This is a genomic window from Halomonas lysinitropha (genome assembly GCF_902500215.1).
In the GTDB taxonomy this organism is placed as follows: Bacteria; Pseudomonadota; Gammaproteobacteria; order Pseudomonadales; family Halomonadaceae; genus Halomonas; species Halomonas lysinitropha.
The window spans coordinates 50,732-68,350 of record NZ_CABVOU010000031.1 but is presented as its reverse complement, the minus strand read 5'-3'; the positions used below and the strand labels follow the sequence as shown (position 1 = coordinate 68,350).

The window sequence follows — 17,619 nt, the reverse complement described above, 5'->3', positions numbered from 1 at the left end:
CAAAGAAAAAGTCCGGCGGAGGGGGCCGCCGGACAAGAGCAAGGGATCATTCAAGGGAACATCTACTCTGATGACCTGAGTTGGCGAGAGTTCAATCCGATGCCACGTCTTTTTCGTAACAAGATGTATCAATCGAAATCGATCTCCCAAGGCTGCGGCCGAGCCTGCTCCTCGCGGGGCACGCGGACCCACACGAAGTGATCGGCATCGAGCCTCGATTCACCGCTCCAGCGGTAGGCCACCAGACGACCGAACTTGACCGCGCTGTAGTCCAGACAGGCAATATTGGCGGCGGGCAGCGCCGGGATACCCTCGCACCAGTAGTGGCCGATGAACAGCGGTGGCTGCTCGGGCCCATAGTAGCTCAGATACGAACGCTCCTCGGGGGAGAGTTCACGATTCTCCAGGTCGCCGGGCAGGTTGTCCGGCTGGAAGATCACATCGCCCCAGGTCTGCGGCTCACGAGCCCAGAAATGGGCCCGGAAGCTACGCCGCGTGAAGCCGTCGCCCGACTGGATCTCCACACCCTCCGGCAGGGGCACATGGGTACCACGCGTCAGGCGGTCGAGAATACGGAACGCCAGGGTGCCGGGCACCGCCGAGGCGGCCAGGAAAGCCTCGTCGATTCGCCCGTCGGGATGCTCGCGCCGCAGTTCCTCCACCAGTGGCTGGTCCCAGCAGGCATGCACCACCCGCAAGCCGTCGAGTTCCAGGTACAGCGGGATGTCCAGAAACCAGGCAAGTGCTTCCTCCCATTCCTGCGGATGGTCGCGGTACTGCTCCAGGGTCTCCTTGATGATGCGATTATGGCGCAGCGAGTGCTCGCGCAGCCACTCGTACCCAGGGCTTCCGGGAGCGCGATGGCTGTAGGCCAGGGCATTGACCTCGTGATTCCCCATGACGATATGGGCTTCGCCCTCCTCCACCATGCGCCGTGCGATGGTGACCGCCAGGCGAATGCGAGGACCCCGGTCAATCAGGTCGCCGAGAAAGATCACCTTGCGTCGCGGGTGGCGGTAGACCCCGCCACGCTGATGATAGCCGAGACGATCGAGCAGTGAGCCCAGCGTCGCACCGCAGCCGTGCACATCGCCGATCAAGTCATAGCCTTCGAGACCGCCTTGCATGCTCACTTTGCTCACCTTACCTCAATCCCCCAGGCGGTTGCTCCAGCCCAGCTTGCTGCGCAGGACCTCGTAGAAGTTGTGGCCCAGTGGATGCACCAGCTGGACCCGCCGCGGCTTGCGCCGTATCACCAGAACATCGTCGGGCTTGGCCACCGCGCGGGTCTGGCCATCGCAGCTGATATGCGGATAAGTCTGGTTGGTCTCGCCGATATGGATGCGGATCTCGCTAGCGGCATCGATGGCGATGGGGCGGCTCGAGAGGGTATGCGGGAACATCGGCACCAGGGTGATGACATCCAGCCTGGGGTGCATGATCGGTCCACCGCCGGAAAGCGCATAAGCCGTGGAGCCGGTCGGGGTGGCGATGATCAGGCCGTCGCTGCGCTGGCTGTAGACAAACTGGTCGTCGATGAACAGCTCGAACTCGATCATGCGCACCGCCTTCCCCGGGTGCAGAACGATCTCGTTAAGGGCATCGCCATTGCCGACCTGGACATCGTCCCGGTAGAGCTCGGCATCCAGCAGGAAGCGCTCCTCGAGCTCATAGCGGCCCTCCAGCACCTCGCCGACGCGCGCCTCGATCTCGTCGGGTGAGATGTCGGTGAGGAAGCCCAGCCGCCCGCGATTGACACCCAGCACCAGGGTACCGCTCTGGCAGAGGGTACGCGCAGCACCGAGCAGGCTACCGTCGCCACCAACCACGATCACCAGATCGCAGAGCTCGCCGAGCAGCCGTCGACTGGCCTCGGGATGGCCATGGTCGAGCAGCACAGTGGCGGTCCTGTCCTCGATGATCACATGGTAGCCACCGGCGTCGAGGAAGCGGATCAGGCGCTTGAGGGTATCGACCACCTTGGCACTGCCCAGGCGGCCGATCAGGCCGATGTTCTTGAAGGTTGGCATTCGCAGGCCTCTCGCTTCGCGGCCGCTCATTATGGCGACTGGCCACGAGGCGAGCAAACGCGGTCAGGCGGCCTCGAGGCGGCGGCGCTTGAGCCACCACTCGTTGAGCGCCAGCGAGCCGACGATGATGGCACCGCCCAGCGCGAGGCGCACGAGGTCGGCGTCGCGGTTCCAGATCACCAGGTTGACCAGCAGGCCTGCGGGAATCAGGGCATTGTTCATGATCGCCAGGGCGCCAGCATCGACCCGGGTGGCCCCCAGGTTCCAGAGGAAGTAGCCAAGACCCGAGGCCACCAGCCCCAGCCACAGCAGCACGCCCCACTGGACCCCGGTGGTGGGCAGGCCGGCGGCATTGCCCAGCAGCGCGAAGGCGGGCACGGCCACCGCCAGGGCGCCGAGGTAGAACCAGCCGAACACGCTGTGGCGCGGCAGGGCTTCGGGCAGTCCTGCCGACAGGCGTCGATAGCCCACCTGCCCCAGGGCAAAGCAGAGGTTGGCTCCCTGAACCACCAGGAAACCCGCCCAGAAACCGCTGTCGAGCCCCTGATAGCGGATCACGGCCGCGCCCAGCACCGCCAGCGAGGCGGTCAGCAGATAGAAGGGCGTGAAGCGACCGAAGAGGGCATCATCAAGCAGTGCAATGTAGATCGGCGTGAAGATGGTGAACAGCAGCACCTCCGGCACCGAGAGCAGCAGGAAGGACTGGTAGAAGAATATATACATCACGCCCAGTTGCACCGCTCCCAGCCCCATCAGCGCCAGCCGCTGGCGGCCGCGCAGCAGCGAAGGGCGCAGGAAGGGGAGAAAAACAAGGGCGGCCAGGCCGATCCGCATCAGGACAGCGAAGTAGCTGTCCACCTGGCCGGCCAGGTAGACGCCGATCAGCGAGAATGAGAATGCCCATAGGACGGTGACACCGACGAGAAGGCCCAAGGTCAACTCCTGGTAAGTAGTGGGGTTGACGAGGATTATACTCATCGACTGCGCTGAGCAAAGCCCTCGAGCGCGAACTGCTCCATCAGCGCCGTGAGTGGCGTAGCCACCAGAGCGCATGCACGACTCCGGGCAACCAGCCCAGCAGGGTCAGCACCAGGCTGACCATTACCCGGGCTCCACCACCACGAGAAAGGCCGACACCCAGGGGCGGAAGCAGCACCGCCAGGGCATGCAGGGCAAGCCGCGGCTCGGCAGCAGCTGCCTCGCTCTCGGGCGGGGCAGGCGATGTCTGTTCTCGGTCGACCCGGACCTGGTCACCGGCCGCCGGCGTGAAATGCCCAACGGCTTCTCGTGACCCGTGCTCAAGTGCCTGGCGATGAGCCTCGTGATCGATCTTCTGGTCGAGCTCTTCGGCTCCCTCGGCCAGGGTCTCGTGGTAGCGCTCCCACTCCTCCCAGTCGAAGGGCGTCCCCGCGCGGGGGGGTTGCTCGCCGGCTTCCCGTGCCCGCGACCATGCCTTCTCCTCCAGGGTGTTGGGGCGCTCCTGATCACGCTCTCCATCCAGCCCCTTTCTGGCCATGTACTCCCGTGCATCCATGAGGCAACTCCATTGAACGTTGCAGGCCGGCCCCACGGCCGGCCCGTTTTCCAGAGTGTGCCACATTGGAGCCGGGATCCGGGGTCGGGTTCCTGACCGGAGCCCAAGGCCCTGCCCAGCGTGAAGAAACGTTGGCGGCTCACGTTTCGGCGAGTATCGCGAGTCGGCTATGCTGAAACGAGATACGACTGAAGCCCATGCCGTCTAAGGTATCGCTGGCAAAGGCTCAGAGGTCATTACCGTCCGGCACAAGGAGACACGCCATGCCCACCAAGGCCCCTACCATCGTGCGCGAGATCATGTCACGCGACTGTTACCGGGTCACCGGCAAGACCTCGGTCTCCACTCTGGCCGAGGGCCTGGCACTTCATCGCCTGCCCGGGGTACCCGTGGTGGATGAGCGGGACCATCTGATCGGCTTTATTTCCGAGCAGGATGTGATGGGCAAGGTGCTGGAAAGCTCCTACCTCAACGATGAGCCGCCGCTGGTTCGGGAACTGATGCGCAACGAAGTGCTTTCGGTAGCCCCCAACAAGAGCATTACCGACCTGGCCCAGGAGATGCTTGGCGCCAAGCCCAAGGTCTATCCGGTGGTCGAACAGAGCCGACTGGTGGGCATCGTCACCCGACGCGACGTGCTCAGTGCGCTGCTCCGCATGCGCCACTCCTGATCCCCGCTAGTCACCCCCTCGACACCCGGCCCGGCGCCGGGTGTCGTCGTTTACTCGTCGTTTACAGAGTGGATGCCGGACACAAAGAAAAGCCGCCCCATGAGGAATGGGGCGGCAAGATCGAAAGTGCAAGCTAAGGCAACAGTGTTAGCGACTGCTATCGCGTTGCTGCCTACCCTCATTCAGACAGCGCCGCGGAGAAAAGTTCGCCAGGCAGTTAAAAAATCTCGGTAGCGGGCCGCTCTCCAGGCCCACCAGGCCCTCGTAACTCACGGCAAGACAGGAGAAAAACAGCGACTTAGCGCGGAGAGGGCAAAAAAGATCCAGGACTGCTTGCAAAGGCTAAGCGCCTGGTTTTACTGTAGAAGTCGCCTTGCGGGTGTAGCTCAATGGTAGAGCAGAAGCTTCCCAAGCTTAAGACGAGGGTTCGATTCCCTTCACCCGCTCCAACCGGCTGTCATCGAACGTCTTCCAGCGACACCTCCTTCCGGCAAGCTCCTGATTCTTCTCAAGACCCTGTCGCAGCACATCACGACATATCGTCGTGATATGGCTGTGATTCGAACAGGGCGTCGTGTATGTTTCGTTAGGCATACACCGCATCACCGGGCCTGGCAGTCTTCGGGTCCGGCCATCCGGAGTCGCGAACCATGGCCCTCTTCCTGCTGGTCCTCGTTGTCTGCCTGGCCATCTTTGGCGGCATGATCGCCCTGCTGATGCTATCCGGCACCCCGCGATACCGCACTGAACCCGAGCAGCTTCTCGATCTGTTCGACAAGGCACTGGAGAGTCGCGTCAGCGAAACCGAATGGAACGCCATCATCGGCTACCCGATCCGCCATGACGACTATCTTGAGGGGATTCGTCGCCGCGCCCAGCGGCTGATGGAGGAACACGGGCGCCATGGCCGTGCAACCCGAGGAAAACCGCTACTCGACGCCACCGGCCAGGAGGAGTTTGCCGCTCTGCGCGACCATCTTGCGGCCCACACCGATCTCGTGAAACGGAAGCAAAGCGAGTAAGGAACGTTGAATCTGACCCCGGAACGATATGATGTCATGTAGCATTAACCGAAAGAGCAGGGTTCATGACGAGTGCGATCCGACAGAGTCCCCTCGACGCCGCTGTCCACTATCATTCCCCTGATTTCTCTCGGGTAGGGATCGAACTTAAGGAGACCCCTTCCGAAGGTGACCGGTGTCCCGCATGAGCTAACCTGCCGGTCGACCCCCTCGCTCATCTCGGACCGGACCCGCCTCAGCGGCTCCTGCTCCCCGGGCAAAGACCCAACGAAGGACAGGTGGCCCGAGTTTCCTGCTACGCTTTGCGACAGAGTGGAGTGAACTATCCATACATCAGCCACAGGAGGCAACGTATCAATGTTGCCAGCAGGCACCGGAAAGGATTGAAGGGCACTTTGCTTTTAAGGCATTGAAAAACAAGAACGGAACGACAGGAGGTGAGCACCGAGATACAAGGTCTGGCGTCACAGGCTGTAGCGCCTAGTTGCGTGAATAGAATACGAAATTAACAAATAAAGCGGGGCGCTACCGGTGTTGCACGGTAGACGCGCTGACCTGTCGGAGCTAGCTCCGTCCTGACGAACTGGAGAAGTTTTATGGCTATAGGTGTCTGGATCAGTCTCTTCGCTTACTTTGCGCTCATGATCGCCATCGGCTTTTATGCAATGCGCAAGTCCACGTCCACCTCTGAGGATTACATGCTGGGTGGCCGACAGCTCAGTCCACAGGTCGCGGCCCTGTCGGCCGGCGCTTCGGACATGAGCGGCTGGTTGCTGCTGGGCCTCCCCGGGGCGATGTTCGTATCGGGTCTGGGGTCTGCCTGGATCGGTATCGGCCTGCTCGTGGGTGCGTTCTTCAACTGGACGCTTGTCGCACCTCGCCTTCGCGAGCAGACGCTTCACTATAATGATGCGATCACCATTCCGGAATTCCTGGGAAATCGGTTCCCGACTCAGGCCATTCCGCTGAGAACGGTATCCGCTATCGTCATCGTGATCTTCTTTGCGGTATACACGGCCTCAGGCCTGGTGGCAGGCGGCAAGCTGTTCGAAAGCGCGTTTTCCGGCGTTCTCAACATTGGTGGCATGAGCGACTACGCGTCGGGCGTCTTCATCACACTGGGCGTGGTGCTTGTATACACGGTGGTTGGCGGCTTCCTGGCCGTTAGCATGACGGACTTCGTGCAGGGCTGCATCATGATGCTGGCCCTGGTGATCATGCCGGCGGTGGTGCTCTTTGGCGAGGGTGGCGGGGGTTTCTCCCAGGCCTCACAGACCCTGAATGAGGTAGATCCTACACTTCTCTCGTGGACGGAGGGACTGACCATTGTCGGCTGGCTCTCTGCGGTGACCTGGGGTCTGGGATACTTCGGGCAGCCGCACATCATCGTGCGCTTCATGGCCATCCGGTCTCAGAAGGATGTTCCCATTGCCCGTAACATCGGCATGAGCTGGATGCTCATCTCCCTGATCGGCGCGATCTCTCTTGGTATCTTCGGGCGTGCCTATGCAGTACGCAACGGCATGGATGTCCAGGATCCGGAAACGATCTTCATCATCCTGGCGAACCTGCTGTTCCATCCGCTGGTCACCGGCTTCCTCTATGCGGCGTTGCTGGCGGCGATCATGAGCACCATTTCCAGTCAGCTTCTGGTGTCGTCCTCCTCACTGACTGAGGATTTCTACCGCCTCTTCCTGCGCAAGGAGGCGACGGAGAAGGAGGTCGTCGCCGTTGGCCGGATCAGCGTCGTTGTGGTGGGTCTTGTTGCCGCCGTCATTGCATCCGATCCGACCTCTCAGGTTCTGGGGCTGGTCAGTAACGCCTGGGCTGGCTTTGGTGCGGCGTTCGGCCCGCTGATCATCCTGTCGCTGATGTGGTCGCGCACCAACGGCGCTGGCGCCCTGGCGGGCATGGTGGTGGGTGCCGTCACCGTCATGCTCTGGATCTCGCTGGGCTGGAACGCCTCGTTCATGGGAGGTCCCGGCGTGTACGAGATCATTCCTGGCTTCATCGCTGCTTTCATCGCCATTCTGGTGGTGAGCAGCGTGACTGTCGACGCCGGTGAGTATCAGCAGATCAGTCGCTAACAGAGCGCGAGAGCGCGTCTAACGCACTGAAGCTAGTGAAAGGGCTCCTCCGGGAGCCCTTGCCGTTAACGGGCCACCAGGCATCGCAGTGCGCGACTGTCTGGTGCACACGCAGGAAGCCGCCCTTGGGCGGCTTTCCTGTTTTCCGGCTCTCCATCAGCTTGGCAGCGGCACCCTGCCTGATGGGTCAGACGATGGCCGCCCGCACCAGCAGCACCAGGGTGAAAGCCCCTAGCGCTATAAGACTCCAGGGAGGTGTGGTCATCCGCCGCAACCAGTAGCGGTGTGCCTCCAGCCCCATGGCCGCCATGAAGGCCGCACCCAGCGCCCAGACTCCCAGCCCGATCAGCGGCAGGCGCAGTGCCATCGGCAAGGTGCTGATCAGGTCGGGCTGCCACAGCAACCAAAGCGCCAGCGCCGCCGCCAGCAGCATCGCCCCCAGGGTCACGCCGGGCAGGCGTCGACGTGTTTCGGTCTCCATCTCGGCTCTCCTTTTCGCCTATTTCCAGTCAAGACGATTCACGGCAGAGATGCGAGCCCAAACAAGGCATGCCATCCGACCCTGACAGCGTCTTACCATCCACTCTTTCATTCGCATGACAGATAAAGCTTGCGCTGGATCAATAACGCTTCGACCCCGAAACGATAGACTGGGGACACCTTACATGGCTGGCGGCAAGCGGCCGCACATTTGTCATTCAGGAGTTGAAACATGCGCAATATCGCTCTTCCCACCTTGCTCGCCGCCGGCATCGCTGCGGCCGCCTTCACTACCAGCACCCAGGCCTTCGCCTACGGAGCCGGTGATTTCTTCACCCGGTTGGGCGTGGCCAAGGTCGAACCCACCAGCGACAACGGCTCATTGGCCAATGGCGCCTTCGACGTTGATGTTCGGGATGATAGCGCCTTCGCCTTTACCCTGGGCTATCGTGCTACCGACAAGCTGGGCGTGGAACTGCTGGCCGCCGAACCCTTCGATCATGACATCGAGCTCAACGGCGCCAATCTCGCCTCGACGAACCACCTGCCACCGACCCTGACCCTGCAGTACTACCCGCTGGGTGGCACCGCGGCTCGAGTTCAACCCTATGCCGGCATCGGCATCAACTACACCCTCTTCTCCGACGAGGAGATCGCCACCGGGGATGAGCTCGACCTGGACGATTCCTGGGGTGCCGCCGGTCAGTTGGGCGTCGATCTGCTGATCGACGACAACTGGGCGCTCAACGCCGCCGCCTGGTATATCGATATCGATACCGATGCCAGCCTGAATGGATCCGATATCGGCACGGTCGAGATCGATCCGCTGGTGGTGATGGCGGGCCTCAGCTACCGCTTCTGATCCCCCGCCCGACGCGAGGAGGCCCGCCGAAAGGCGGGCCTTCTCGCGTTTGACATCGGCCGGGGGCTAGCTAGCGCGGAGAATGCCGCGAGAGCCCGAGTGCCGCCAGGCTCGTGTCATCGAGCCCGGTGACCGCCTCCACCGCGGAGAGGCGCGCATGATAGGCGGCACTGAGGAAGGGCTCTCCGGCCAGCAGGTGCTCGAGATATTCTCGCGCCGGACGCAACGCCTCAGCGGTGGTTCCCGGCGCGGCGATATAGACCCAGGCGTCGATCGCCCCTTCGCGGGTCGCCACCGGCAGGCGGTGACGACCGTACTCCTGGGGATAGCCCTCGAAGCGATCCATGTGTCGAATCTGGGCGGGATGTTCGAGCTCGAACAGCGCCCCTTCCACGCGCTCGCCCTGTCGGGGCAACACGTTGGCGTGGGCGATGCCCGCCACTCGGGACGCCTTGTCGAAGCGCAGCGCATGGTCATGCAGCACGCCAGCCAGCACCCTGCGGGTCGCGCCGATCCGAGCCGCGACCCGTTCGGGGTTCATGTTGCTGCCATAGGCAAAGTAGTAAGGCATCTCAGGATTCCGACAGTATCAGTTCTCGGTGACCAACCGGTCGATCTCCTCGACCACCTTGCTCATCAGCAGCCGGTCGCTGGCACGTGCCCCTTCCTGCTGCAGCCAGGCGTCCACCGCCGGGGCGACGTCGCAGGTCGCCGGCATCGGCGAACGCGACTCGACCAGGGCCTCCAGGCGCACGATGAACACGAAGCGCAGCCACTGGGGGAGCGTCATGGTGTCGATGCAGAACGGCTGGACGCTGTGGAAGGCGTCCGGCTCGGGTCGCTCCATGCGCCACAGGTTGGCGGCCTTCATGGTGGCCTCGAGCTCGCGCAGGGCGGTGCCGAGTTCGTCGTGAACGGTCATGGGCAGTCTCTTCGGTGCATGTAGAGTCATTATCTCCGTTCGGCCCCGCCGCTGGCCACCCCGCGGGGCCTTCCACTGCCTGGCCGGCCATCTTGTGCACAGTGCACAGATATCCTGAACGGGCCTGTGGATAAACACTGGAAAGGTCTCCCCTGGCCGCTTCCCATGGGCCATGAGCAGGACTGGTCAACAACTGACCAGCAGCAGACGGCGATGATGGTTTTCTCGGGCGGCTGACAGCACCCCGACGCCGCGGTAGAGTGCACGGTTCCTGACCCGGAGAGAGCATGCAACCGATCCACAGCCTTCACGATTTCTTCCTGCGCAGCGGTGCCGAGGTGAGGTTCTACCACCTGGGACGGCGGGTCGAGCCCTGCGCGCTCGATACCCTGGCCGCCTTCGAGCTCGGCGAACAAGCGTGGCCGGCCCCCTGGCAAGGCACGGCTCGCCTGGCCATGGTGTTCCGCCTGGGAGACCTGGAAGACCCGCTGATCTGGTTCCTGGCCTTGCCGCTGGACGAACAGGGTCATCTCGTCCCGGCCCCGCGGGACGCTTTCGTGCAGCGCCTCCTGGAAACCCTCGGCCACAGCGTGCAGGGCCTGGGGCGCGCAGAGAGCTCTCAGATCGACAATCTGATGAAAGACAATCCCCTGGCCTTCACCCCCGCGTTGCCCTTCCAGGCCATGCTGCATGCTCGCGCCAGCCTGGATACGAGACTGCCCGCCAGCCAGCATCTCGAGCCGGCAGAGGCCTATCTGAGCGGTCAGCAGGAGATCGACTGGCGAGCCCTTGGCCTGCAGGGCCTGGCCGATTTCGCGGTGCGCCTCGACGCGACCTCGAGCCGGACGCTGGCCGCACGCCTCGACACCCTGCCTGGCGAGGTGCTGGTCCCGCTGTGCTACTGTCTGGAGCATGTGGCGATTTCCGACGACCTGGCACGCGCGCTACGCCGTCGCGGGGAGGCAGCAAGCCGCATGGGGGATATCGAGATTTTCTGCGCCTGCGTGCGCGCCATGAGCGGCGCTTCGCTCGAGCTCGCCGGCGCCTGGTTCGATGAGCTGCTCGATGACCCGGACGCCTGTGGTCCCGACCTGCTGGCGGCCATTGCCGGACGCGGCTGGCACCACCTGGAAGATGCCGAGCGCCTGCCCCGCTTCCTGACCCGGCTGGCCGAAACGCCCGGGTCGGACTTCACGGCAGTGGCCCGTGACCTGGCGCTGATCCCTCGACTGCGCCTGCCGCTGCTGATGACCCTGCGCGCGGCCGAAAAGGACTCCGCCATCGGCCGCCGTCTGGCTGGCCTGTCACGCTGAGTGCAGAGACCTGGGAGCGAAATGATGAGAGAACTGCCCTATACGCCAATGGCGGTGATCGGTCGCCGTGAGATGGTCACCTTGCCGGAGTTGCACCTGACGCTCTGCGCCAAGGCCGATACCGGCGCCCGAACCTCGGCGCTACATGCCGAGGACATCGAGTCCTACGAAGAGGACGACCAACTCTGGGTCAGCTTCACGACCCGCAGCGGCGGACCAAGCACCCCGGCCCATGTGCACCGCATGCACCTGCATGACCGCCGGCGGGTGACCAGTTCCAACGGCCAGGCCGAGTGGCGCTTCGTGATCCGCACGACGATGCAACTGGGCACACTGTCGTTCCCGGTGGAGCTGAGCCTGACCGATCGGCGCGATATGCGCCACCCCATGCTGCTGGGCCGCCGAGCCCTGCGCCGCCTGCTGGTCGCGCCTGGTGTGGCCTTCCTGCATGGTGAACCCTGACCCTTTCCGGCCACCGACCCTGGAGCCCTGAATGCATATCGCGCTGCTATCCCGCAACCGCAACCTCTATTCCACGCGGCGCCTGATCGAGGCCGCCGAGCGGCGAGGCCACACCGCAAGGGTGGTCGACACCCTGCGCTGCTACATGAGCATCGCCTCGCATCACCCCTCGATTCACTACAAGGGCGAGGAACTCGAGTCCTTCGGCGCGGTGATCCCGCGCATCGGCTCCTCGATCACCTTCTACGGCTGTGCGGTACTGCGCCAGTTCGAGATGATGGGCACCTATGTGCTCAACGACAACGTGTCCATCACCCGTTCCCGGGACAAGCTGCGCTCGCTGCAACTGCTCTCGCGCAAGGGACTGGGGCTGCCGATCACCGGGTTCGCGCACTCCCCGGACGACATTCCCGATCTGATCACCATGGTCCGAGGGGCTCCGCTGGTCATCAAGCTGCTGGAAGGCACCCAGGGCATCGGGGTCGTCCTGGCCGAAACCAATCAGGCCGCCGAAAGCGTGATCCAGGCCTTCATGGGCATGAAGGCCAATATCATGGTGCAGGAGTACATCAAGGAAGCGAAGGGTGCCGATATCCGCTGCTTCGTGATCGGTGACAAGGTGGTGGCCTCGATGAAGCGCCAGGCCGCCGAGGGCGAGTTTCGCTCCAACCTGCATCGGGGGGGTAGCGCCACCACGATTCGCATCACCCCGGAAGAACGCTCCACGGCGATTCGCGCCGCCAAGGCCATGGGACTGCGGGTGGCCGGCGTCGACCTGCTGCGCTCCAACCACGGCCCGGTGATCATGGAGGTCAACTCCTCGCCGGGGCTGCAGGGCATCGAGAAGGCTACCGGCAAGGACATCGCCGGTCTGGTCATCGAACATCTCGAGAAGAATGCCGCTCATCGACACAAGGTTCCGCCCCGTCCCAAGGGCTGATACTTCAGCCTAAGGGCTAACGGGCGGCCGGCAAATTATTGAGCCCCGGGGGTGGCAAATAGGGAGCGGGAGCCCCACAATCTGCGTCACCGGAGGAGGTGAACGCTCATGTTTCTCGACAATCGCCAGGTGGCGATGGACAGTGCCCTCGAGGCAATGGCCGACAGCATCGACTACTTTCAGGACAACCTGGAGCGCCTGAGACCCGCGCTGCGCGACACTCTGAAGCCCCACTACGAAGCTCGCGCGACATCGATGCACGAGCTCCAGGAGCTGTCGCGCAAGCACCTCAACCTGCTGCCCCGTGACGCCGATGTCGAACGCGACGACTACATGTGGCTGTGGAGCCGGTTGAAGAGTTTTGTCGGCAACGAGAGCCAGGTGGTGATCGGCGAACTGCTGGAACAGGAACGGGTGCTGATGCAGGCGCTTTCGACGCTGTTCACCCATCCCCTTCCCGAACCGATGGAACCGGTCATCGAGGAGTGCTGGAAGGGCTGTCGGGCGCTGATCCGCGAGCTGTATCGCCTCCAGAAGCAGGGCCCGAAGCATTGAACATTCCCGGAGGGAGCAGCAGACGATCACGCTCCCGAGGCATGATCTGCAGGGGTTCGAGCGGCCCAAGGAAATGCGGTTTGCGCTCCCACAGGTAGAGATCCCCCAGGGTGGCCACCCGAGCTACCCACTCCCGCAACTTGAGCCGCCAGAGCCCGGACGCCGTATGTTCCGGCGCCGCACAGCCCCTCACTTCTAGCCCCAGCGCCTCGCCGATGAACAACGCCCGTGGCAGGTGCCAACCCTGAGTGATCAGCAGCGCCCGCTCCACGCCGAACACATCACGCGCCCGCGCCAGGGTGTCGAAGGTACTGAAGCCGGCATAGTCCAGGGTCATGTCTCCGTCACGTACATGGCGGCCCCGCAGATCACGCCACATGGTCACCGGCTCGTTGTAATAGCGAGTGCTGTTGTCACCGGAAATCAGCAGATGATTGACCCGTCCAAGCTGGATCAGATTAGCCGCCGCATCCATCCGCCCCTCGAAGTGCGGGTTTCGTGAGCCGCTGCGCGTCCAGTGGGAAGTACCGAACACGATGCCCACGGTCTCGCTACCACAACGCGACAGCTCGTCCTCGATCTTTCCCTGGGTGCGACCCAGCACATAGAAGTTGGCCAACACGAACAGTAGCGCCGCCAGGAGCGCAAGCGCTCCCAGCGACATCAGTACCGCCTTGAAGACCTTCCACAACGGTCCGTGCATCACTCTCCCCGGAGGAGGCGCTAGAACATTCCGAGCTCCAGCTTGGCCTCGTCGCTCATCATCTCACGACTCCAGGGGGGATCGAAGACGATCTCGGTATGAACCTTGCTGACCTGCGGGGCGCCGAGGATCTTGTTGCGGGCATCGGCGGCGATCACGTCACCCATGCCACAGCCCGGCGCCGTCAGCGTCATGCGGATGGTGACGATGCGATCACCATTGATCAGCCGCTCGATGCGACAGCCATAGACCAGACCCAGGTCGACGATATTGACCGGAATCTCGGGGTCGAAGCAGGTTCGCAGCTGCTCCCACACGAACTGCTCGATCTCCTCCTCCGAGGCATCCTCGGGCAGCGTCGGCCGCGGCTGCGCCTCGAGGCCCAGGGCATCCAGATTGGCTCCCTCGATCAGATAGAGGCGCCCCTCGAAGCCCACGCTGACCGTACTCCCCTTGGCCTGCATCACGCTGACGACGCTGTCCTCCGGCAGGGTCACGGTCTTGCCGAAGGGAATGGAGATACCCTCGACGTCACGCTGCAGGGGCAGCTGCTGGCCCTTGTGGAGGGTGGCAATCTGCTCGATATCGCTCATGTCGCTCCTTGGTAGACGTCAGCGCAGCATGCCGATGACACGCTCGAGCCCCTCGACAAAGACATCGATCTCCTCGGGCGTATTGTAGGCGGCGAAAGAGGCACGACAGGTAGCGTCCACCCCGAACCGCGCCAGCAATGGCTGGGCACAGTGATGGCCGGTACGGATCGCCACCCCGAGCTGATCGATCAGCAGCCCGATATCCTGGGAATGCGCCCCGTCGACCACGAAAGACAGCACGCCCGCCTTGTCCGGCGCAGTGCCCAGGACGCGCAGCCCCTCGATGCCCTGTATCCCCTCGGTGGCATGGTCGAGCAGCCGCGCCTCCCAGGCGCCAATCAATTCGAGCCCGATCCCCTGGACCCACTGCAGGGCACGCCCCAGGGCGATCACCTCGGCAATGGCAGGTGTCCCTGCCTCGAACTTGTGCGGGATGTCGGCGAAGGTGGTGGGCGTCTCGAAGGAGACCGTCTGGATCATCTCGCCACCCCCCTGCCAGGGCGGCATCGCCTCGAGCAGATCGGCCTTGCCGAAGAGCACGCCCACGCCGGTAGGCCCGTAGACCTTGTGGCCGGAGAAGGTATAGAAGTCGGCATCGATGTCATGCACGTCGATGGCTTGGTGGGGAGCGGCCTGGGCACCGTCGACGAGGATTCGGGCGTCGTGCTCGTGGGCCACCCGCGCCATTTCGCGTACCGGATTGATCGTGCCGAAGGCGTTGGAAATATGGTTCACCGCCACCAGTCGGGTTCGCTTGGTGAAGAGGTCGCGATAGGCTGCCATGTCCAACACACCGCGGTCGTCCACCGGGATCACCTTGATGGTGAATCCCAGTTCGCCGGCCAGCAGCTGCCAGGGCACGATGTTGGAGTGGTGCTCCAGCCGCGAGATCAGCACCTCGTCACCCGGGCCGAGGTTGGCGCGCCCCCAGCTATTGGCCACCAGGTTGATTGCCTCGGTGGTGCCGCGGGTGAAAACGATCTCGCGGGTCTCGGCCGCATTCAGGAAGGCCCGCACCGTCTCCCGGGTGCCCTCGAAAGCGGCCGTGGCCTCGTCGGCCAGGGTGTGCAGCCCGCGATGGATGTTGGCGTTGTAGCGACCGTAGTAGTCGTCGAACACCGCCATCACCTGGCGCGGAGTCTGACTGGTGGCGGCGTTGTCCAGGTAGACCAGCGGCTTGCCATGGACCTCCCGGTCGAGGATCGGGAAGTCGCGTCGCAGCCTCGCCACGTCCAGCGTCAGATCACTGAAGTCGGCCATGGCTCACTCCTCGTTCAGGGCGACGGCGGTTTCCACCAGGCCGGCCAGATTGAAGCGCTCGGGGAGCTTGCCCGCCACCGCCAGCTCGACTCGCTCGGCAATGGCATCGAGGTCGACCTGCTCCAGCACCTCGCCGGCGAACGCCAGGGTCAACAGACCACGGGCGGTCTGCTGGTCGATGCCGCGGGTGCGCAGGGCGAACACCGCCTCCTCATCGAGCTGGCCGGTGGTGGCACCGTGGGCGCACTTGACGTCGTCGGCGTAGATCTCGAGCTCGGGCTTGGTGTCGATCTCGGCGCGATCGGAGAGCAGCAGGTTGGCATTGCTCTGCTCGGCCTCGATCTTCTGGCTGTCGCGCTTGACGATCACCTTGCCGTTGAACACGCCATGGGCACGGTCGTCGAGGATGCCCTTGTAGTTCTCGTGGGAAAAGGTATTGGGGGCGTTGTGGTTGACCAGGGTGTGGTTGTCCACGTGCTGGCGGCCCTGTCCGTAGAAGAGGCCGTTGAAGTTGGTCTCGGCCCCCTGGCCATTGAGCTCGGCCACCAGGTCATTGCGCACCAGGCCACCGCCCAGGTTCAGGTTGAACGAAGTGTAGCGGCTGTCGCGGGCCTGCTCGATGTGGATGCTGGCCACGTGCAGGTCGGCAAGCGCCGCCTCCTGCAGCTTGTAGTGAGTGAGGATTGCACCGCGGTCGAGGATGATCTCCTCCACCAGATTGGTGAAGTTGGCCGCAGCCTCCTCGCCCACATGATGTTCGATGACCGTGGCCTGGCTGCGTCCGGCCATCTCGAGCAGGATGCGCGGATGGCTCATCACCGGCGCCTCGCCCGCGCGTGAGAGGAACTGCAGGATAATCGGCTTTTCCACCACGGTGCCTGGCGCTAGACGAAGTACGGCGCCCTCTTCCATGAAGGCGGTATTTAACGCCGCAAACGGCGAGAACTCGACCCCGGTAAGCCGGCCCAGCGGGCCGCCCACTGCCTCGTGGTTCTCGTCGAGGGCACGGGACAGCGGCAACAGTTGCACGCCTCCGGGCAGGTCATCGAGCTGCGAAAGGCCCGGGGCGAAGACGCCGTCGACAAAGGTCAGTCGGTGGGCCTCCACGGGCAGGGTCAGCCTCGCCGCCGTGGCCGGAGAAAAGTCGGCATCCGTGGCCAAACGGAAGTCACCGCGGGCGATGGACCGCACATCGGTGTACTTCCACTCCTCGATGCGGCGGTGGGGAAAGCCCAGCGCCTCGAAGCGCGCCGCCCCCGCCTGGCGCCGGGCGGCGATCCAGCTCGGCTCTACGCCTTGGGCAGCGATGCGCTCGGCAACGCGCTCATCGAGCCGATCGAGGAAACGTTGCACATCGCTCTGCACATCTTCATTCATGCGGCGGTCTCCTCCTGCACCCAGTCATAACCACGACTCTCGAGTTCGCGGGCGAGATCGGCATCGCCGCTCTTGGCGATGCGGCCATCGACCAGCACGTGCACGCGATCCGGCACGATGTAGTCGAGCAGCCGCTGATAGTGGGTCACCAGCAGGATGGCGCGATCTTCGGCACGCAGGGAATTGACGCCGTCGGCGACCACCTTCATGGCGTCGATATCGAGCCCCGAGTCAATCTCATCGAGCATCGCCAGCTTCGGCTGCAGCACCAGCATCTGCAGAATCTCGTTGCGCTTCTTCTCACCGCCGGAGAAGCCCTCGTTGACGGCACGCTGCAGGAAGCTGGTGTCCATCTTCATGGAAGCGACCTTCTCCTTGATCAGCTTCATGAACTCCGGTGCCGGAATCTCGCCTAGGCCCTGCGCCTCACGCTGGGCGTTCAGCGCCGCCTTGAGCAGGTAGATGTTCTTCACCCCCGGGATCTCCACCGGGTACTGGAAGCCCAGCAGCAGGCCGGCCCGGGCCCGCTCCTCGACCTCCATCTCCAGCACGTCCTGGCCCTCGAAGGTGATCGAACCCTTCGTCACCTCATAGCCGTCCTTGCCGGCGATCACTGCGGAGAGGGTCGACTTTCCAGCCCCGTTGGGCCCCATGATGGCGTGAATCTCACCGGCGTTGATGGTCAGGCTGAGGCCCTTCAGGATCTCGGAACCCTCGACCGTGACGTGCAGATCCTTGACTTCGAGCATGTTGACTACCCTTGATTCGTGATGAGCCGCCGTTGCGACTGCTGAAATATGTTGACCTT

Annotated in this window: 20 protein-coding genes and 1 tRNA gene; 9 read left to right on the top strand and 12 right to left on the bottom strand. The window is 63.5% G+C overall.

Annotated elements, in window-relative coordinates; all coding sequences use genetic code 11:
• Nucleotides 1–128: 128 nt before the first annotated feature.
• The 4 genes from HALO32_RS08425 to HALO32_RS08410 all read right to left on the bottom strand — a co-directional run bounded on the left by HALO32_RS08425 (nucleotide 129) and on the right by HALO32_RS08410 (nucleotide 3,564).
• Nucleotides 129–1,127, bottom strand: coding sequence for a metallophosphoesterase (locus HALO32_RS08425; protein ID WP_151443410.1), 999 nt, complete (start codon nucleotides 1,125–1,127; stop codon nucleotides 129–131).
• 21 nt (nucleotides 1,128–1,148) lie between these two features.
• Entirely contained in the window at nucleotides 1,149–2,030 is an 882-nt protein-coding gene (locus HALO32_RS08420) for an NAD(+) kinase (RefSeq protein ID WP_151443345.1), read from the bottom strand.
• A 63-nt stretch (nucleotides 2,031–2,093) separates the two neighbouring features.
• Complete coding sequence (locus HALO32_RS08415; RefSeq protein ID WP_151443344.1) at nucleotides 2,094–2,963, bottom strand: carboxylate/amino acid/amine transporter; 870 nt, start codon at nucleotides 2,961–2,963, stop codon at nucleotides 2,094–2,096.
• An 85-nt stretch (nucleotides 2,964–3,048) separates the two neighbouring features.
• Complete coding sequence (locus tag HALO32_RS08410) at nucleotides 3,049–3,564, bottom strand: YqaE/Pmp3 family membrane protein (protein WP_151443343.1); 516 nt, start codon at nucleotides 3,562–3,564, stop codon at nucleotides 3,049–3,051.
• A 263-nt stretch (nucleotides 3,565–3,827) separates the two neighbouring features.
• On the opposite strand from HALO32_RS08410, the gene HALO32_RS08405 reads away from it, so the two are divergent.
• From HALO32_RS08405 to putP, 4 genes are all read left to right on the top strand, one after another.
• Nucleotides 3,828–4,235: a CBS domain-containing protein gene (locus HALO32_RS08405; RefSeq protein WP_151443342.1), complete on the top strand. Its 408-nt coding sequence runs from the start codon at nucleotides 3,828–3,830 to the stop codon at nucleotides 4,233–4,235.
• A 375-nt stretch (nucleotides 4,236–4,610) separates the two neighbouring features.
• Nucleotides 4,611–4,684, top strand: a tRNA-Gly gene (locus HALO32_RS08400).
• A gap of 201 nt (nucleotides 4,685–4,885) precedes the next feature.
• Complete coding sequence (locus tag HALO32_RS08395; protein WP_151443341.1) at nucleotides 4,886–5,257, top strand: hypothetical protein; 372 nt, start codon at nucleotides 4,886–4,888, stop codon at nucleotides 5,255–5,257.
• A 596-nt stretch (nucleotides 5,258–5,853) separates the two neighbouring features.
• The gene (gene putP / locus HALO32_RS08390; RefSeq protein WP_151443340.1) at nucleotides 5,854–7,344 is read left to right on the top strand and encodes a sodium/proline symporter PutP; all 1,491 of its coding nucleotides are present in this window, start codon (nucleotides 5,854–5,856) and stop codon (nucleotides 7,342–7,344) included.
• A gap of 187 nt (nucleotides 7,345–7,531) precedes the next feature.
• Here putP and HALO32_RS08385 read toward each other — a convergent pair whose 3' ends face one another.
• Entirely contained in the window at nucleotides 7,532–7,825 is a 294-nt protein-coding gene (locus tag HALO32_RS08385) for a hypothetical protein (RefSeq protein ID WP_151443339.1), read from the bottom strand.
• 231 nt (nucleotides 7,826–8,056) lie between these two features.
• Between HALO32_RS08385 and HALO32_RS08380 the strand changes: the two genes are divergently transcribed.
• Nucleotides 8,057–8,686: an OmpW/AlkL family protein gene (locus tag HALO32_RS08380; protein ID WP_151443338.1), complete on the top strand. Its 630-nt coding sequence runs from the start codon at nucleotides 8,057–8,059 to the stop codon at nucleotides 8,684–8,686.
• Between the two features lie 70 nt (nucleotides 8,687–8,756).
• Here HALO32_RS08380 and HALO32_RS08375 read toward each other — a convergent pair whose 3' ends face one another.
• Both HALO32_RS08375 and HALO32_RS08370 read right to left on the bottom strand, forming a co-directional pair.
• Nucleotides 8,757–9,257, bottom strand: a complete 501-nt coding sequence (locus HALO32_RS08375) for a gamma-glutamylcyclotransferase family protein (protein WP_151443337.1) — start codon at nucleotides 9,255–9,257, stop codon at nucleotides 8,757–8,759.
• A gap of 18 nt (nucleotides 9,258–9,275) precedes the next feature.
• Nucleotides 9,276–9,608 (bottom strand): YqcC family protein, encoded by a 333-nt coding sequence (locus HALO32_RS08370; RefSeq protein WP_151443336.1) that lies wholly within the window; start codon nucleotides 9,606–9,608, stop codon nucleotides 9,276–9,278.
• A gap of 287 nt (nucleotides 9,609–9,895) precedes the next feature.
• On the opposite strand from HALO32_RS08370, the gene HALO32_RS08365 reads away from it, so the two are divergent.
• The 4 genes from HALO32_RS08365 to HALO32_RS08350 all read left to right on the top strand — a co-directional run bounded on the left by HALO32_RS08365 (nucleotide 9,896) and on the right by HALO32_RS08350 (nucleotide 12,878).
• Nucleotides 9,896–10,921, top strand: coding sequence for a DUF3549 family protein (locus tag HALO32_RS08365; RefSeq protein ID WP_151443335.1), 1,026 nt, complete (start codon nucleotides 9,896–9,898; stop codon nucleotides 10,919–10,921).
• Nucleotides 10,922–10,945: 24 nt separating this feature from the next.
• A complete protein-coding gene (locus HALO32_RS08360) occupies nucleotides 10,946–11,383 on the top strand; it encodes an ATP-dependent zinc protease family protein (protein WP_151443334.1) in 438 nt (145 codons plus the stop codon).
• Nucleotides 11,384–11,414: 31 nt separating this feature from the next.
• Entirely contained in the window at nucleotides 11,415–12,323 is a 909-nt protein-coding gene (gene rimK / locus HALO32_RS08355) for a 30S ribosomal protein S6--L-glutamate ligase (protein WP_151443333.1), read from the top strand.
• Nucleotides 12,324–12,431: 108 nt separating this feature from the next.
• Nucleotides 12,432–12,878, top strand: coding sequence for a hypothetical protein (locus HALO32_RS08350; protein ID WP_151443332.1), 447 nt, complete (start codon nucleotides 12,432–12,434; stop codon nucleotides 12,876–12,878).
• Here the strand turns inward: HALO32_RS08350 and HALO32_RS08345 are convergent.
• Genes HALO32_RS08345 through sufC form a run of 5 tightly spaced genes read right to left on the bottom strand, consistent with a single transcriptional unit; the run spans nucleotide 12,799 to nucleotide 17,560 of the window.
• On the bottom strand, nucleotides 12,799–13,581 hold the full coding sequence (locus HALO32_RS08345; RefSeq protein WP_151443331.1) for a SanA/YdcF family protein: 783 nt from the start codon (nucleotides 13,579–13,581) through the stop codon (nucleotides 12,799–12,801). The genes HALO32_RS08350 and HALO32_RS08345 overlap by 80 nt on opposite strands.
• 20 nt (nucleotides 13,582–13,601) lie before the next feature.
• Nucleotides 13,602–14,174 (bottom strand): putative Fe-S cluster assembly protein SufT, encoded by a 573-nt coding sequence (sufT, locus tag HALO32_RS08340; RefSeq protein ID WP_151443330.1) that lies wholly within the window; start codon nucleotides 14,172–14,174, stop codon nucleotides 13,602–13,604.
• Nucleotides 14,175–14,192: 18 nt separating this feature from the next.
• Nucleotides 14,193–15,434: an aminotransferase class V-fold PLP-dependent enzyme gene (locus HALO32_RS08335; protein WP_151443329.1), complete on the bottom strand. Its 1,242-nt coding sequence runs from the start codon at nucleotides 15,432–15,434 to the stop codon at nucleotides 14,193–14,195.
• A gap of 3 nt (nucleotides 15,435–15,437) precedes the next feature.
• Nucleotides 15,438–16,811: a Fe-S cluster assembly protein SufD gene (gene sufD, locus HALO32_RS08330; protein WP_151443328.1), complete on the bottom strand. Its 1,374-nt coding sequence runs from the start codon at nucleotides 16,809–16,811 to the stop codon at nucleotides 15,438–15,440.
• The gene (gene sufC, locus HALO32_RS08325; RefSeq protein ID WP_151443327.1) at nucleotides 16,808–17,560 is read right to left on the bottom strand and encodes a Fe-S cluster assembly ATPase SufC; all 753 of its coding nucleotides are present in this window, start codon (nucleotides 17,558–17,560) and stop codon (nucleotides 16,808–16,810) included. The genes sufD and sufC overlap by 4 nt, the downstream gene beginning before the upstream one ends.
• Nucleotides 17,561–17,619 lie beyond the last annotated feature (59 nt).